The sequence below is a fragment of the Robertmurraya korlensis NBRC 107688 genome, assembly GCF_001591645.1.
GTDB lineage: Bacteria > Bacillota > Bacilli > Bacillales > Cytobacillaceae > Robertmurraya_A.
In genome coordinates, this window is record NZ_BCVH01000006.1 from 13357 (window position 1) to 28161 (window position 14805).

Annotated in this window: 20 protein-coding genes; 16 read left to right on the forward strand and 4 right to left on the reverse strand. The window is 36.4% G+C overall.

Annotation, left to right across the window (positions count from 1 at the left end):
• Window positions 1-59: 59 nt before the first annotated feature.
• From cyoE to BKO01S_RS10270, 8 genes are all read left to right on the forward strand, one after another.
• Complete coding sequence (cyoE, locus tag BKO01S_RS10235) at window positions 60-992, forward strand: heme o synthase (RefSeq protein WP_066052830.1); 933 nt, start codon at window positions 60-62, stop codon at window positions 990-992.
• A 116-nt stretch (window positions 993-1108) separates the two neighbouring features.
• Window positions 1109-2179 carry a cytochrome c oxidase subunit II gene (coxB, locus tag BKO01S_RS10240; RefSeq protein ID WP_066052833.1) on the forward strand — a complete coding sequence of 357 codons (1071 nt, stop codon included), beginning with the start codon at window positions 1109-1111 and terminating at the stop codon, window positions 2177-2179.
• 31 nt (window positions 2180-2210) lie between these two features.
• Window positions 2211-4079: a cytochrome c oxidase subunit I gene (gene ctaD / locus BKO01S_RS10245; RefSeq protein ID WP_066052836.1), complete on the forward strand. Its 1869-nt coding sequence runs from the start codon at window positions 2211-2213 to the stop codon at window positions 4077-4079.
• Complete coding sequence (locus tag BKO01S_RS10250) at window positions 4079-4708, forward strand: cytochrome (ubi)quinol oxidase subunit III (protein WP_066052841.1); 630 nt, start codon at window positions 4079-4081, stop codon at window positions 4706-4708. Before ctaD ends, BKO01S_RS10250 begins: the two co-directional genes overlap by 1 nt.
• Window positions 4709-4712: 4 nt before the next feature.
• A complete protein-coding gene (gene ctaF / locus BKO01S_RS10255; protein ID WP_066052844.1) occupies window positions 4713-5048 on the forward strand; it encodes a cytochrome c oxidase subunit IVB in 336 nt (111 codons plus the stop codon).
• A gap of 131 nt (window positions 5049-5179) precedes the next feature.
• Window positions 5180-6085 carry a cytochrome c oxidase assembly factor CtaG gene (gene ctaG / locus BKO01S_RS10260; RefSeq protein WP_066052850.1) on the forward strand — a complete coding sequence of 302 codons (906 nt, stop codon included), beginning with the start codon at window positions 5180-5182 and terminating at the stop codon, window positions 6083-6085.
• Window positions 6086-6112: 27 nt separating this feature from the next.
• Complete coding sequence (locus tag BKO01S_RS10265; protein ID WP_066052852.1) at window positions 6113-6580, forward strand: DUF420 domain-containing protein; 468 nt, start codon at window positions 6113-6115, stop codon at window positions 6578-6580.
• Window positions 6581-6662: 82 nt separating this feature from the next.
• Window positions 6663-7835 carry a GNAT family N-acetyltransferase gene (locus BKO01S_RS10270; protein ID WP_066052855.1) on the forward strand — a complete coding sequence of 391 codons (1173 nt, stop codon included), beginning with the start codon at window positions 6663-6665 and terminating at the stop codon, window positions 7833-7835.
• A gap of 51 nt (window positions 7836-7886) precedes the next feature.
• Here the strand turns inward: BKO01S_RS10270 and ytvI are convergent, their stop codons facing one another.
• Window positions 7887-8948, reverse strand: a complete 1062-nt coding sequence (gene ytvI, locus BKO01S_RS10275; protein WP_066052858.1) for a sporulation integral membrane protein YtvI — start codon at window positions 8946-8948, stop codon at window positions 7887-7889.
• A gap of 153 nt (window positions 8949-9101) precedes the next feature.
• Between ytvI and BKO01S_RS10280 the strand changes: the two genes are divergently transcribed.
• Window positions 9102-9437, forward strand: coding sequence for a hypothetical protein (locus tag BKO01S_RS10280; protein ID WP_066052861.1), 336 nt, complete (start codon window positions 9102-9104; stop codon window positions 9435-9437).
• Between the two features lie 37 nt (window positions 9438-9474).
• Here BKO01S_RS10280 and BKO01S_RS10285 read toward each other — a convergent pair whose 3' ends face one another.
• Window positions 9475-9834: a YugN family protein gene (locus BKO01S_RS10285; RefSeq protein WP_066052864.1), complete on the reverse strand. Its 360-nt coding sequence runs from the start codon at window positions 9832-9834 to the stop codon at window positions 9475-9477.
• Window positions 9835-10049: 215 nt separating this feature from the next.
• Here BKO01S_RS10285 and BKO01S_RS10290 point away from each other — a divergent pair, with 215 nt between their 5' ends.
• Both BKO01S_RS10290 and BKO01S_RS10295 read left to right on the forward strand, forming a co-directional pair.
• On the forward strand, window positions 10050-10481 hold the full coding sequence (locus BKO01S_RS10290; protein ID WP_066052868.1) for a CBS domain-containing protein: 432 nt from the start codon (window positions 10050-10052) through the stop codon (window positions 10479-10481).
• Window positions 10482-10677: 196 nt separating this feature from the next.
• Complete coding sequence (locus BKO01S_RS10295) at window positions 10678-11715, forward strand: CAP domain-containing protein (RefSeq protein ID WP_066052871.1); 1038 nt, start codon at window positions 10678-10680, stop codon at window positions 11713-11715.
• A 23-nt stretch (window positions 11716-11738) separates the two neighbouring features.
• Here the strand turns inward: BKO01S_RS10295 and BKO01S_RS10300 are convergent, their stop codons facing one another.
• Window positions 11739-12101 (reverse strand): hypothetical protein, encoded by a 363-nt coding sequence (locus BKO01S_RS10300; protein ID WP_066052874.1) that lies wholly within the window; start codon window positions 12099-12101, stop codon window positions 11739-11741.
• 11 nt (window positions 12102-12112) lie between these two features.
• Window positions 12113-12598 (reverse strand): PaaI family thioesterase, encoded by a 486-nt coding sequence (locus tag BKO01S_RS10305; RefSeq protein ID WP_066052877.1) that lies wholly within the window; start codon window positions 12596-12598, stop codon window positions 12113-12115.
• Between the two features lie 118 nt (window positions 12599-12716).
• On the opposite strand from BKO01S_RS10305, the gene BKO01S_RS10310 reads away from it, so the two are divergent.
• The 5 genes from BKO01S_RS10310 to BKO01S_RS10330 all read left to right on the forward strand — a co-directional run bounded on the left by BKO01S_RS10310 (window position 12717) and on the right by BKO01S_RS10330 (window position 14789).
• Window positions 12717-13148, forward strand: coding sequence for a YlbD family protein (locus BKO01S_RS10310; RefSeq protein WP_066052880.1), 432 nt, complete (start codon window positions 12717-12719; stop codon window positions 13146-13148).
• A gap of 14 nt (window positions 13149-13162) precedes the next feature.
• The gene (locus BKO01S_RS10315) at window positions 13163-13402 is read left to right on the forward strand and encodes a YlbE-like family protein (RefSeq protein WP_066052884.1); all 240 of its coding nucleotides are present in this window, start codon (window positions 13163-13165) and stop codon (window positions 13400-13402) included.
• A 103-nt stretch (window positions 13403-13505) separates the two neighbouring features.
• Window positions 13506-13919: a hypothetical protein gene (locus BKO01S_RS10320; RefSeq protein ID WP_066052887.1), complete on the forward strand. Its 414-nt coding sequence runs from the start codon at window positions 13506-13508 to the stop codon at window positions 13917-13919.
• Between the two features lie 60 nt (window positions 13920-13979).
• Window positions 13980-14417, forward strand: coding sequence for a YlbF/YmcA family competence regulator (locus BKO01S_RS10325; RefSeq protein WP_066052893.1), 438 nt, complete (start codon window positions 13980-13982; stop codon window positions 14415-14417).
• A gap of 96 nt (window positions 14418-14513) precedes the next feature.
• On the forward strand, window positions 14514-14789 hold the full coding sequence (locus BKO01S_RS10330) for a YlbG family protein (RefSeq protein WP_066052896.1): 276 nt from the start codon (window positions 14514-14516) through the stop codon (window positions 14787-14789).
• The last annotated feature ends 16 nt before the right edge of the window (window positions 14790-14805 follow it).

Genomic DNA, 14805 nt, shown 5'->3' on the forward strand with positions numbered 1-14805 from the left:
CTATAGTTATTGTAGTGTCATGAAGACCGGATCTGTGTACTGGGAAAGGAGGAGAGGAAATGGCGAGCTCAAGATCAATAAGTGAAGCAACGATAAATGGTGATGAGAATCGTATTGAGCTACCAAAGACAAATGCATGGAAGGATTTCCTTGCTTTAATTAAAATTGGTATTGTAAACTCCAACTTAATTACTACCTTTACAGGACTTTGGTTAGCGCTTCACTTTGGAGAGAAAAGCTTTTTATCAAATCTTGATATTGTTTTTTATACGCTAATTGGATCATCGCTCATTATAGCAGGATCCTGTGCCATAAATAACTACATTGATAGAGATATTGATCCTCTAATGGAACGCACAAAGGATAGACCCACGGTTACGGGGAATATTCAGCCGAGAAAAGTAATTATAATGGGTTTAACCCTTATTACAATAGGTACTATTTTTCTTGCATTAACAACCTTTACAGCTGTTGTTATTGGACTTGTAGGAGTTTTTAGCTATGTTGTGCTTTATACGATGTGGTCAAAACGCCAGCTTGTTTCAAATACCATCATTGGTAGTATCTCAGGAGCCGTACCACCTTTAATTGGCTGGTCAGCGGTTGATGGTGATTTAAGTATTATGGCATGGAGTTTGTTCCTAATTATGTTTGCTTGGCAACCACCTCATTTTTATGCTCTTGCAATGAGAAGGGTAGAGGAATACAGAGCTGCTAGCATTCCTATGTTACCAGTAGTAAAGGGCTTTGAAACAACCAAGAAACATACGATTTTATGGATTGTTGCGTTGTTGCCGCTTCCATTCTTGCTGACAAGTCTAGGGATACCATTCCTTATTTTAGCCTCAGCGTTAAATGTTGGATGGTTACTGACTGGTTTATATGGCTATAAGAAAATGGATGATATGAAATGGGCAAAGATTATGTTTGTCTATTCACTACAATATCTAACTATTCTTTTTGTTGCTATGGTAATTGTCACACTAATATAAAATATAGTTGTTAGAAAAACCTTTCCCTCCTGTCTGAGGGGGAGGTTGTCTATAAATTTTTGTGATCAAACAATTCAGGGAAGAAATATTTTACGAAAGAGGGGTTTGATTAAGCTATGAAAAGGCTTGCGAAATGGCGAATGATTTCAATGTTTGCAATCATCACGCTACTACTTTCCGGATGTGGTGAACCGTTCTTGTCAACGCTTCAGCCAGCTGGTGAGGTTGCTAAAGAGCAATTTGATTTAATGATGTTATCCGTGGCGATAATGGTAGGGGTAATTATCGTCGTAACCTTGATCTTCGCGATCGTGGTTGTAAAGTTCCGCCGTAAGGATGATAGTATTCCAAAGCAGGTGGAAGGTAGTCATAAGTTAGAAATTATTTGGACTGTTATCCCAATCATCCTTCTTCTTATTCTTGCTGTTCCAACAGTAGCTTCTACATTTAAGTTTGCAGATGTATCGGAAATGGATAAGAAAAATGAAGACGGTAAAACGGATGCGCTAGTAATTAATGTTCGAGCGAATCTTTATTGGTGGGAATTTGAGTATCCAGACGAAGAAATCATTACGAGTCAAGACCTAGTAGTACCAACAGGACAAAAGGTGTACTTTAATTTAAAGGCATCAGATGTAAAGCACTCGTTCTGGATTCCTGCTGTTGGTGGAAAAATGGACACAAACACTGACAATGTAAACAGATTTTATTTGCAATTTGATGAGCAAAAAGCAAATGAAGCTGGAGATTTATTTTACGGGAAATGTGCGGAGCTTTGCGGACCGTCTCATGCTTTAATGGACTTTAAAGTTAAAGCGATTTCACCAGATGAGTTCGACAAATGGGTTGCTGATATGCAATCTGTCAAAGAAGCTGAAACGGCTGAAACGCCTCTAGCACAACAAGGTCAAGAAGTCTTTAATAACAGCTGTATTGGCTGTCATGCTGTGACACCAGCAACCGGTGCTCCGGAAGCTGCACGTCTAGGACCAAATTTAACAAACTTTGGTGAAAGATCTCGTATTGCAGGGGTATTAGACCATTCAGAAGAAGAACTTAAAAACTGGATATCTGATCCTGAAGCGTATAAGCCAGGGAACAAAATGACAAATGCATACAACAAATTAACTCCAGAAGAATTAGATGCTGTAACAGAATACTTAATGAACTTAAAGGTACAGGATTAATAGGGGACTTTGTTAAAAGGGAGGTAGAATTGTGAGTACCTATGCTCAGAAAAAGGGGTTCGGAGCGACTGTTTGGGATTACTTAACTACAGTAGACCATAAAAAGATCGCTATCCTTTACTTAATTGCTGGTGGACTTTTCTTCGTTTTAGGTGGTCTAGAGGCAATGTTTATTCGTATCCAGCTTGCAGTACCAAACAATGATTTTGTAAGCGCTGGATTATATAACGAAATCTTAACCATGCATGGAACAACAATGATTTTCTTAGCAGCCATGCCATTGTTATTTGCTTTTATGAATGCTATTATGCCACTACAAATTGGAGCACGTGACGTTGCGTTTCCTTTTGTAAATGCACTTGGTTTCTGGCTATTCTTTTTTGGTGGTATCTTCTTAAACCTATCGTGGTTCTTAGGTGGGGCACCAGATGCTGGTTGGACTTCCTATGCATCTCTATCAATGGCTTCTGAAGGACACGGCATAGATTTCTATGCATTAGGGTTGCAAATTTCTGGTGCGGGTACGTTAATGGGGGGGATTAACTTCCTTGTAACGATTATCAATATGCGTGCACCTGGGATGACTTATATGAGAATGCCATTGTTTACTTGGTCTACATTCGTGGCATCAGCACTTATCCTATTTGCTTTTCCTCCACTTACTGTGGGACTGTTCTTGCTGATTTTTGACCGTATGTTCGGTTCAAACTTCTTTGATGTTGCAAATGGTGGAAATACCGTTATTTGGGAGCATTTATTCTGGATCTTCGGACATCCAGAGGTTTATATTTTAGTATTACCGGCTTTCGGTATTTTCTCGGAAATTTTTGCTACTTTTTCGAGAAAACGTCTATTCGGATACTCATCTATGGTATTCGCTACAGTTCTAATTGGATTTTTAGGATTCATGGTTTGGGCTCACCATATGTTTACAACTGGATTAGGTCCTATTGCTAATGCCATCTTTGCCGTTGCAACAATGGCAATTGCTGTTCCAACGGGGATAAAAATCTTTAACTGGCTCTTCACAATGTGGGGAGGAAGTATCAAGTTTACTACACCTATGCTTTATGCAGTGGCATTTATTCCATCGTTCGTAGGTGGAGGGGTAACTGGGGTTATGCTTGCCTCAGCAGCAGCTGACTACCAATACCATGATTCATATTTCGTAGTTGCCCATTTCCACTATGTTATTGTTGGAGGAGTTGTATTTGGCCTTTTAGCTGCGACACATTTCTATTGGCCAAAGATGTTTGGAACGATGTTAAACGAAACATTAGGAAAAATCACTTTCTGGTTATTCTTAATTGGATTCCACTTAACATTCTTTATCCAGCACTTCTTAGGATTAATGGGGATGCCTAGACGTATTTTCACGTTCTTACCTAACCAAGGTTTAGATGCGGGGAACTTAATCAGTACAGTTGGTGCATTCTTTATGGCAATTGCCACTTTAATTTTGTTATATAATATTGTAGTAACAAGTGTGAAAAATGAAAAGGTTGGAAATGATCCTTGGGAGGATGGACGTACACTTGAGTGGGCAATTCCATCACCACCACCTTTCTATAACTTTAAACAGCTTCCACTTGTTCGTGGATTAGATCCACTTTGGATTGAAAAAATGGAAGGTAAGAAGACTATGACACCGGCAGAACCACTTGGTGACATTCATATGCCGAACAATTCATTTACACCATTTATGATTTCACTTGGATTGTTTGTTGCCGCTTTTGGTGCACTTTACCGTGAGGATTATCATTGGGGTGTAATGGTACTAATTGCAGGACTGGGCATTACGTTGCTTTCAATGTTCGTTCGTTCTGTTAAGGATGACCATGGCTTCCATATTCATAAAGAAGATTTATTAAATGATGATGATAAGGGGGGGAAGGCATAATGCATGTAGAAGATAAGTTTACTGCTGAAACATGGCCTGCCGCACCTGAAAAACAAACCCTTGAAGGAAAAAACAAATTTTTAGGATTTTGGTTATTCCTAGGCGGAGAGACAGTTCTCTTTGCATCACTATTTGCTACTTATTTAGCCTTAAAGGATAAGGTTCCGAATGCTGAACATACACTAGCTAAGGATTTATTCGAATTGCCAATTGTATTTGTGGCAACGATGCTACTTTTAACTAGTTCATTAACAAGTGTATATGCAATGTACCATATGAAAAACTTTAATTTTAAAAAGATGCAGCTCTGGTTAGGATTAACTGTCCTACTTGGATTTGCGTTCTTACTCCTTGAAATTTACGAGTTCAATCACTATGTACATGAGTATCATCATACATTTACTAGTAGTGCATTTGGATCTGCTTTTTATACACTAGTTGGCTTCCATGGAGGTCACGTTGCTTTCGGTCTTTTATGGATCGTAACTTTAATGGTGAGAAATGCAAAGCGTGGGTTAGACTTGTACAATGCACCAAAGTTTTATGTTGCAAGTCTTTACTGGCACTTTATTGACGTAGTGTGGGTATTTATCTTCACGGTAGTATATTTAATGGGAATGGTGGGATAAACTGATGGCAAGTGAACAAACACATTCAGGTAACCCTAAAGTAGACATTGAATATCGTAAAAAGAAAAGTGCAGAGGAAATGCGCTATCAAATTGTATCATTTTCCATGATGATCTTTTTGACTTTAGTAGCATTTATTGCTGTAGGCTATGGTGATTTTTCAGCATGGTTTATCGTTCCTTTCATTCTTTTGTTAGCAATCGTGCAAGTAGTCTTTCAATTATATTACTTCATGCATATGAGTCATAAGGGACATGAAGCGCCAGCGCTTTTCCTATATTCAGGTTTATTAGTTGGGTTAATAACAATATTAACTTTTATGACCATTATTTGGTGGTAATTGAGTGAATGAAAATCGGCCTTTTGAGCCGATTTTCTTTTTGCACTAAATAAAGGAAAACCTCATTCATTGTGGTATTCATCATAAATCAGTTATAATAAAACTGACTTAAAAATAACGAGGTGATCGTCATGTCGCTTGATATATTTGGTTTCAGGGCATTATGGAGTCCGTTTTTCCTTATCATTTTACTTGTGGTTTTAGGTAGCTATTTTTTGATAACTACAAAGTACCGATCTCGTTTTCAACAGTCTGAAACAGTAACGAGAAAACAATGGATGAGCTTTACATCTGCCATTATTCTTTTGTATGTAGTGAAGGGCTCTCCTGTTGATTTGCTGGGACATATAATGTTTTATGTTCATATGATCCAAATGGCCATTCTATACTTAGTGATTCCTATTCTCTTTATTTATGGGATTCCTCCATGGGTATGGAGATCTGTACTATCTAGACCAATTATCAAACCATTGTTTGCATTTTTTACAAAACCTTTAATTGCTCTTATTCTCTTTAATGGAGTGTTTTCTTTTTACCATGTTCCCAATATCTTTGACATTATAAAAACAGATATGTGGTTGCACGCCATCTATACTTTGGTCTTATTTTTACTATCGATTTGTATGTGGTGGCCACTTGTGAACGAGTTGGAAGAGTATGAAACATTAAATGGGTTAAAAAAGGTAGGTTATATTTTTGCTGATGGAATTTTATTGACTCCAGCATGTGCATTAATTATCTTTGCAGATACACCGATGTATTCTACTTTTTCTGATCCGAATGCATGGGCAAGCGCACTTGAATTATGCGTTCCGTCTACGACACTTGCTTCTTTGAATTTAAGTGGACCAGAGATGTTTCATTCAATGTCCCTTCTTGAAGATCAACAAACGGGCGGAGTATTAATGAAGGTAATACAAGAGGTTGTTTATGGAGTAATCTTAGCTCAGGTGTTCTTTAGTTGGTTTAAAAAGGAACAAACCATTGATGAATTACCTTCTGGACAAACTAGCTTTCAACCAGAACCTACTAAATAAAAATAAGTAATTAAAGAGGAGAAACAGATGGAATACTCATTACCTATTTTACCTACAATTAGTACAACCTTTATTGTGCTAAGTGGTATAACTGTTGCAATTGGATGGTGGCAAATTAAGCAACGTAAAATAGAAGCGCATAAAAAAACGATGTTTTTAGCTGCTATATTTGCTATTATCTTTTTTATCATTTACGCTAGCCGTACTATTTTTATTGGTAATACAGCGTTTGGGGGACCAGATGAGATTAAAATTTATTATACAATCTTCTTAATCTTCCATATTACGTTGGCGACCGTTGGTGCAGTATTAGGAATCATTTCTTTGTATACAGGCTATAAAAATCAGCTAGAAAAACATAGAAAGCTTGGACCCATTACAAGCATCGTGTGGTTTTTTACCGCCATTACAGGAGTCGCTGTTTACCTATTATTGTACGTATTTTATCATGGTGGAGAAACAACCTCAGTCATCAAGGCAATCCTTGGGTTTTAATAAAGCATAAAAGCGCTGCAAGTAATTGTGGCGCTTTTTTTTGAATAAGTTATATAGAACTTGTGATTAAGGGGTGGGAGATATGGAAATTGTCGTTCTTTCGGAAAAAGATTATGAGGAAGCCATAAAATTGTCCATGTATGCTTTTCAATACAAAGTTAACGAAGAAGATATTCCAAAAAGAAAAAAGATGTTAAAATCACACGACATTCTTGCAATTAAGGATGGCGAAAAGCTTTTGGCAAAGCTACACATTATCCCTTTTTCGATTTATATAAAAGAAAAAATATTCCATATGGGAGGCATTGCTGGAGTTTCCACGTATCCAGAATACCGGCGACATGGTTATGTGAAGCAACTAATTACTGAAGCATTAAGGCATATGAATCAGCAACAACAATACATATCATTTCTTCATCCTTTTGATATTCATTTCTACCGTCGCTTTGGTTGGGAGATTTTTGCAGATAACAAAAAGGTAACTGTAGAGAAAAAAGATTTTGTAATGTTACCTTCCACGCATGGGAAGGTGATAAGGGATATTGCCGAGAATGAGAGAGTACATATTGAAAAAGTATATAAAGCATATGCAGCCTCACATAGTGGAATGCTTGTTCGTACACAAGATTGGTGGAACGATCATGTGTACTGTGAAGACAATATCGCTTGTTATATGAATGAAAGGGGAGAGTACGAGGGTTATTTAGTCTATTCGGTGAAAAATAAAGAAATGGAAGTCATTGAAATCATTACTAAGACGCATCAGGCAGCGGTTGGACTATGGAATTTTATCTGTCAGCATGATTCAATGATCGAAAAAGTAGTTATTACAACCTCTACGTACGACCTATTTCCTTTCTATTTAAAACAACCAAAACAGAAAATAGATGTCCAACCATACTTTATGGGTAGAATTGTTAATGTTGAAGAGTTTTTAAAGAGCTACTCGTTCCTTCCAACCAGTGAAAAAGTGTTTATTCATGTGAATGATGAATACTGTAAATGGAATATAGGTACCTATTTACTTACCGATGATTCTATTACAGCCTATAAAATAAAAGAAGATAGTGTCTGTACTCACCCACCTAAAGTAGGGCTGCAGATAGGGATAGGAGCATTAACTACCATATTGCTAGGATATAAAACGGTTCGGGATTTGTATAATCTTGGGGAAATTATGGGGAGTTTAGAAGACGTTAAGAAGCTTGAAAGAAAAATTCCTGAATTACGACCATTTTTCCCAGATTTCTTTTAGTCTCATTCAATAAAAAGCGCAGACTTTACTTCTTATAAAGTCTGCGCTTTTTTATATTTTAAAGTTTAGCTTAATAATTCCTGCTTCTTTTGCCGAATTGAATGCAATCAATAGCAATGGACCAATAATAAATCCTAATATTCCAAGTAACTTCAGACCAAGATACATGGCTATTAAAGTTGATAATGGGGAGAGGCCAATATGTGTTCCCATTACTTTTGGTTCAACAGTACGACGTATAATTAACAAAATAGCCGCTAATATCGCTAGCTTCGTACCTAAGACCACATCTCCGGTGAAAAAATGAAATATTGCCCATGGAGCCATTATCACAATAGAACCAATGATAGGAATAAAATCAATAACCCAAATGATGGTGGCCATTAACAATGCTACTTTTGGAGTGATAATGAATAACCCAATCAATGAAACTAAGAAAATCAGTACAGAAACAAGAAATTGTGCCTTAAAAAAACCTATTATAACAAAGGAAAGACGAGAAGTCATAAAGTTTACTTTATCAGCTGTTTTCTCAGTTAAATGGTTATAAACAGTAGTTTTTAATCTAGGTAGATCTAATAGGAAAAGGAATAGTGCTATCAGATAGACTAGGAAACTTACAAGATAACTAGGGATATTTGTAAGCAACGATCGGACATTATCAATGTTTACGTATGCCACTAAATCATTTTTAGTTCGATTTAGAAAAGTTTGTACTTGGCTGCTTATTCCATCCACTACCTCTTTGGGTAATTCTTTTGCAGCAGAGGATAACTTATCTTCTGTGTCTAACCATGCACGATTAATTTCATTAATTAACTGAGGAGCGTACTCTACTACTTGTATTGCTTCTGTGATTACCTTCGTAACTATGAAGTAGCCAGTAGCGCCAACAAAGATTAAAAAGCCTAAAAATACAAGTAAGACAGATACTTTACGATTTAATTTACTTCGATTTTGAATGGTTCTTACGAGTGGATCTAGGAATAAAGCAGTTATAAATGCTGTGATCAATGGTATAGATACTGGCAGGATGAGATATAACAAAAGGGCTGTTATACAGACACCTAAGATAATAAAAAAATAGCGTTTCTTAAAAAAGCTTCCTAACAAAAGATGTTCTCCTCTCGTAAATGAAAAATATTTGATAATTTCGGAACACTTAAATTATAGTATGCATTTAATAAAATAACCAATAAAACAACAAAAATATGAAGAAAAATATTTTAATAAATGTATTAGACGAGCCTAAAAGGAGGGTTTATGTTGGTTAGTATGTTTGAGCAAGACGAGAGTAATCGAGCCGTTCACAACATCATTGCAGCAATAGTCGAGTCTAATATAAAGGAAAGTGCTGGCTATGTTATACCTAAAAAAAGAGGAAATATATTTAATCTGATTCAAGGGCATTTTCATCCAGCAAAAAACCAAATGTACCAAGTGATATTGAAAGAAAGGGTTGTGAGTATCATTTTGAGTATAAGTGCGATTGATTATAAGGGGATTGTTGATAAAATTGAGGATTTACAGTCTAGAATTCAAGAGGAAGTGTACTTGTTGACGGGTTATAAGGTTAGTTATATTCATGTGAAATTAAGTTAAACATAAAAAAAAGACGCATTTCCATGCGCCTTTTCGTTTATGCTGAAAATTTTTCTACTTCCGATTTTACCTCGTTAAGTAGTTTTTCACATTGGCTAATTAACCCTTTTGGGAAGCTTTCTCCTTCACCGTACTCCACACCGTGTGGATAATAATGCTTACCAAGTAGTGGTGTCATTAATTGGACAGTTGCTTTGTGTGCACCAACATCACCCTCTACCGCATAGCCGAATACACGAAGGTAAAATGTTCCTTCTTTTAGAATAAATTTACGGTCATATGTTACTCTTTCATAGTCCCATTGTCCTTCACGAACTAATCCGTGATCAAGCATAACTTCATCTAAACGATTTAAATCAGCTTTTATGCTTTCTAGCCCTACATTTTCAAACTTCATTATTTTCCCTCCTACAAACACAATCCCCGTCTGCTTTGAACTGATTTTTATGATATGTAACGATAACTTCTTCATTTTAATAATAGTAGAAATTATGGGAAGTTGCAATGAGAACGTTCACAAAAAGATATGTTTTACTAAAGGAGAACGCGGGAATAGTTGACCAAACAAAAGGGAACGATACAACTGACAGATATTTTTTAGGAGGGCTCAGGATGAATACTGTAAATGAGTTGATGACTAAGGAAGTCGAATGTTGTACACTTCTTGATAATGTATACGAGGTTGCATTAAAGATGAAGGAACTTAACGTTGGGGCAATTCCAATTGTTGATGATGATAAGCTAATCGGGATGATTACTGATCGGGATATTGTTATTAGAGGTGTTGCTGAAAAACATCCTGGTTCTACGAAAGTAGAAGATATCATGAGTAAGCAAATCATAACTGTAACACCAGACACAACAGCTAGAGACGCAGCTGAATTAATGGCAAAATATCAAATCCGACGTCTTCCTGTTACAGAAGGGAAAAAACTAGTAGGAATTGTAGCTCTAGGGGATTTGGCTGTAGAGAAGGTAAGCGACTACCAAGCCGGTAAAGCTCTATCTGACATTTCTGAACCTTCTTCTCCTGATATGCATTAAATGAAGGCACCTTATGGTGTCTTTATTTATTTATGTACAAAGCCTGGTAGGGTATAATAAGATAAATCTAAATACCGTATTAACCTATTTTATTTTCTACTAATTAATATACTATTTATGTAATGCATGCATACAATGATAGAAAGAATGATAGAGAGGGGGATGGCCTCTGAAGAGTTTAGGAAGAATATTGATATTGATTACTGTCATTTTAGGAGTTGTTTTTTATTTTAACATTCAAAACAATGATGAGGAAATTCTGTTAGAAGACGGTTCGTCAAAAAAGGGGAGTAACCTGGATTTGCCGAATAATCCGAACGAGGGTATAACTAACTCTGAAAAGCCAACGGAGGGAATCGCCACTTATATCGGGATGGATATCAAAAATCTTGAGGGAAATTTAGGACAACCCAATAGAGTCGATCAAACCTATTATGGTTTTGACTGGTGGATCTATAATTCAGACCCTGCAAATTACTCTCAAATCGGTGTGAAAAACGGTAAAGTTGTTACCGTCTATGCAATCGGTTCGGATGTGAATATAAGTCCTTTTAAAATTGGACAACATGTTGATGAAATTTTTTCTTCGAGCTATGTTGAGACGGAGATAGGGTTAGATTTTGAAGGAAGTTCCTATCAATTTGAGCTCTCAGAGTCAGATTTGAATACAAGACCATTGTTGAAAATGGGGAGTATTTTTGTACAGCTCTATATCGATAAATTTACAGCTACTTTATCAAGTATTAGGGTAATGGATGCAGAAACTTTATTAAAGCTCAGACCATATGAACTAGTTTATTTTGGTGAGTTACAAGAAATCGATCCAGATGAAATGGCCCCGGATGAAAAAGTCGAGGATTCAAATGAAAAACAAATATATGATATTACGAATATCATGAGAATGAGATTTGGCCTTGATACCTTGCAATGGGATGAAAAAACAGCTAGTGTTGCTTATGGACATAGCAAGGACATGGAAGAGAGTAATACTTTTTCGCATACTTCTGAAAAATTCGGGGAGCTAACCGATCGCTTAAAGGCCGGGGAAGTATTTTATCAAGTAGCAGGTGAGAATATCGCCGCAAACTATGCTGACGCTCCCGCTGTTATGGAAGGCTGGTTAAATAGTAAGGGACACAGAGAAAGCTTATTAAACGAAGAATTCACACATATTGGTGTAGGAGTATATAAAAAATATTACACTCAAAACTTTATCCAAGCATGGGAAGAGTAGTAAAAGGAGCTGAGAGCTCCTTTTTATTTTTGAATCGATTCGTATCTACCAAAACGAAAATTGCCTTCTTTCCAATTTCCGTAGACACTTACTTCATCACCTAGCTGAAAATCGCTGGAAAGATCTTTTCCTTTTACAATCGGAGTGATTTTTGTAACTACAGTTGTTGTATGGTTATTGATAAGAGTAAGCTCAAGAATATGAACATAACGATGATAGTAATAACGTTCTTTTCTCATGCTTATGTGCTGAACCTTTCCTGTTACGATTGCTTCCTCATAAACTTTTTCTAATGCTAACCACTGCTCCGTATGAGTTCGTAACTCACGCTTTGAAATAATATAAAAGTAAATAATAATGATAGGAATTACTATAGCAGTAACCACATGCGCTCACCCTATACTCTTTTTTCAACGACAAGAAAACTTCCCGTTCCAATAGCAATCTTTACACCATCTGAACGATGAATTTCTGCCGACAACACGAGTGTTGTCGAGCCCTTATGTTCCATTTTTGCTCTACAGACCATATGCTCGCCAATCCCGGCAGCAATATAATTTATGTTTAACTGGGTAGTAACAGCACCATAGCCATCAGGAACAAGGGAATTCGCTAAGACTCCCATAGCTGTATCAAGGAGTGTTGCAGTAATTCCTCCGTGAACGATATGTAATGTATTATATAAAAGAGGAGAAATAGGAATTCTTATTTGACAGTCATCATCAGTAATTTTACGTTCCATTTGTAGAAGACTAGAGATAAACGTAGGACTATTACCTGATTTCCAGTGTTGAAAACCTTTTAACAGCTGTTCGAGCAATTTTAAGTCATGCTCGCTTGCATGAAGAGTCATTTCTTGAATTTGTTTTTGAATATTCTCCATTATATCCCTCACCTTATCATTGCTTTCCAATTCATTTTATCACGAAATCTGTGGTGCACATATTTATCTTTTTTTCATATCGTATTATAGGCATTCGTTTATATTGAGGTGAAATATAATGGCCAATAAGCAACTGCATCCTTCCGTACAAAAGTTTAAAGATTATGTTCGAGCCCATCCTGAACTTATTAAGAAGGTGAGAAGCGGAACAAATACGTGGCAAGAGTTGTACGAAGAATGGTATCTATTTGCTGACGAAGATTCTACAGGAAATGGAAACGTTGAGGATCGTAACAAAACAACGGAATCTTCAAAGGAAGAAACATCTCCAAAGGAAGAATCATCAAAAAAAGATTGGATGTCAACCGTATTAGGCGCTGTTAGGAATATGGATCCAAACCAGCTTCAGCATCATATTGTAAGTATTAGTTCTGCCTTAGGTGCGATACAAGGGGTTATAGCTTCCTTGCAGGGTGGAGGTAACGTTCAAAATCCGCCGAAAAAAAATGTAAGTCCACCATCACATCCGTTTCAATTTAGACAAGACTAGAAGGGGTCATTTGGATGCGAGAAGAAATTAATGAATATTTACGTATGCAACCACAACTAAAACAGTTTCTAAGGGAACAGCCTATTTGGTACAGAAAGCTAGGGAGAAATCCACATGATATACAAAGTTTTGAAATATCTGCTTTACATCATTACAAGAAGACCATTCCTCATCGTGTGGAACAATTCACTCATAGTGTACAAATGGCCAATATGATGATGAGTATGTTTCAAACAATGAACAATAACCAATAAAAAGCCTTCGCTTTAACGTTTGAAGGCTTTTTGGTCGGATTTGGACTAAGTCTGCTGATAATTGCACAAAATAGGTAAAATTGTGTGATTGGGGGCAGCCGAGTTGGTAAGGAAGATGGTATTTGTTTTTGTGATTGGACTGATGTTAAATGCTTGTCATAAAGATATCCCAGATCCCGAAGTAAAAAAAGAAATTTCTATTGAACCAATGCACACCATCCGTGCAGAAAACGATGTAGTAGTATTAGGAATGAAACCAGACCAATCGTTTACCGTTCAGCATCATGTGAAGGAAAATAATGTATATGTTGAGTGTTTTATTCCAGATATTTCATTTTCAAATCGGAATACAAGGTTAATTGTATCCGTGGATGGTAAGCAGAAAAAAGTAGTAACAACAGCCGCCTTTATTATTAAAGGGCTATCAACAGGATCTCACCAAATAGATTTACAAGTGGTTGAAAACAATCTAAAAAGAGATGATATGAAGAGAAATTTTGAAGTTCTTATACCGTAAGATGTAAAAAGTTCATTTCTTCGTTCATTCATGGTAAAATATGAATCGGAGGTGAGCGAATTGCTTGCTACATCAGAAAGTATAGAAATTCTAGAGTATGCCGATGAATTGGCTACAATGGTGCTCGAGTCAGCTGTTGTGGAAGCCTATTATATATGCTTAAATAATGTAAAAAAAGATAAAGAAACACAGAAGAAAATTAAAGCGTTTATACGAATGAAGGATCGTTATGAAGAGGTTGAACGCTTTGGTAGATACCATCCGGATTATAAAACAGTCATGATGGAAATCCGAAACTTAAAGAGAGAAGTTGATCTCGACCTTAATGTAGCTGAATTCAAAAAAGCTGAGAATGACCTGCAAGCACTACTCGATGAAATAAGTGTACTTATTGGTCGGTCAGTTTCTGACTTTATCAAGGTACCAACGGGAAGTCCGTTTTTTGAATCAAGTTGTGGTGGCGGTTGTAGTACAGGCGGAAGCTGTGGTTGTTCTTAAAATAACTGTACGGCATAGGAGAATTCCTATGCTTTTTTTATATACTAGATTATGTTAGAATAAAAAGATAATTGTTGTTATTAAAGGAGTAAAGCGATGCTAGGTCAACGTCAAGGAATTATTGTATGGCTATTTTCTCTTAAGCAAGCGAAAATGCTTCGCAAATTTGGGAATGTTCATTACGTTTCAAAAAGATTAAAATACGTAGTCTTATACTGCAACCAAGATGAAACCGATACAATCATGGAAAAAATAAAAAGTTACTCCTTTGTTAAAAAAGTCGAACCATCCTTTAAACCGTTTTTAAAGGTTGAATATGAGAATTCTAGACCAGATAAAGCAAAGGAATACGACTATAAGATGGGAATATAAAAGATCAGGAGGGGAA

What these genes read in the sequence shown, in the direction of transcription:
- BKO01S_RS10265 (WP_066052852.1), top strand. Translation starts at nt 6,113, where the DNA reads ATGGAATACTCATTACCTATTTTACCTACAATTAGTACAACCTTTATT.
- BKO01S_RS10250 (WP_066052841.1), top strand. Translation starts at nt 4,079, where the DNA reads ATGCATGTAGAAGATAAGTTTACTGCTGAAACATGGCCTGCCGCACCT.
- BKO01S_RS10270 (WP_066052855.1), top strand. Translation starts at nt 6,663, where the DNA reads ATGGAAATTGTCGTTCTTTCGGAAAAAGATTATGAGGAAGCCATAAAA.
- BKO01S_RS10315 (WP_066052884.1), top strand. Translation starts at nt 13,163, where the DNA reads ATGCGAGAAGAAATTAATGAATATTTACGTATGCAACCACAACTAAAA.
- BKO01S_RS10310 (WP_066052880.1), top strand. Translation starts at nt 12,717, where the DNA reads ATGGCCAATAAGCAACTGCATCCTTCCGTACAAAAGTTTAAAGATTAT.
- BKO01S_RS10330 (WP_066052896.1), top strand. Translation starts at nt 14,514, where the DNA reads ATGCTAGGTCAACGTCAAGGAATTATTGTATGGCTATTTTCTCTTAAG.
- BKO01S_RS10285 (WP_066052864.1), bottom strand. Translation starts at nt 9,834, where the DNA reads ATGAAGTTTGAAAATGTAGGGCTAGAAAGCATAAAAGCTGATTTAAAT.
- ctaF (WP_066052844.1), top strand. Translation starts at nt 4,713, where the DNA reads ATGGCAAGTGAACAAACACATTCAGGTAACCCTAAAGTAGACATTGAA.
- BKO01S_RS10305 (WP_066052877.1), bottom strand. Translation starts at nt 12,598, where the DNA reads ATGGAGAATATTCAAAAACAAATTCAAGAAATGACTCTTCATGCAAGC.
- ctaG (WP_066052850.1), top strand. Translation starts at nt 5,180, where the DNA reads ATGTCGCTTGATATATTTGGTTTCAGGGCATTATGGAGTCCGTTTTTC.
- coxB (WP_066052833.1), top strand. Translation starts at nt 1,109, where the DNA reads ATGAAAAGGCTTGCGAAATGGCGAATGATTTCAATGTTTGCAATCATC.
- cyoE (WP_066052830.1), top strand. Translation starts at nt 60, where the DNA reads ATGGCGAGCTCAAGATCAATAAGTGAAGCAACGATAAATGGTGATGAG.
- BKO01S_RS10290 (WP_066052868.1), top strand. Translation starts at nt 10,050, where the DNA reads ATGAATACTGTAAATGAGTTGATGACTAAGGAAGTCGAATGTTGTACA.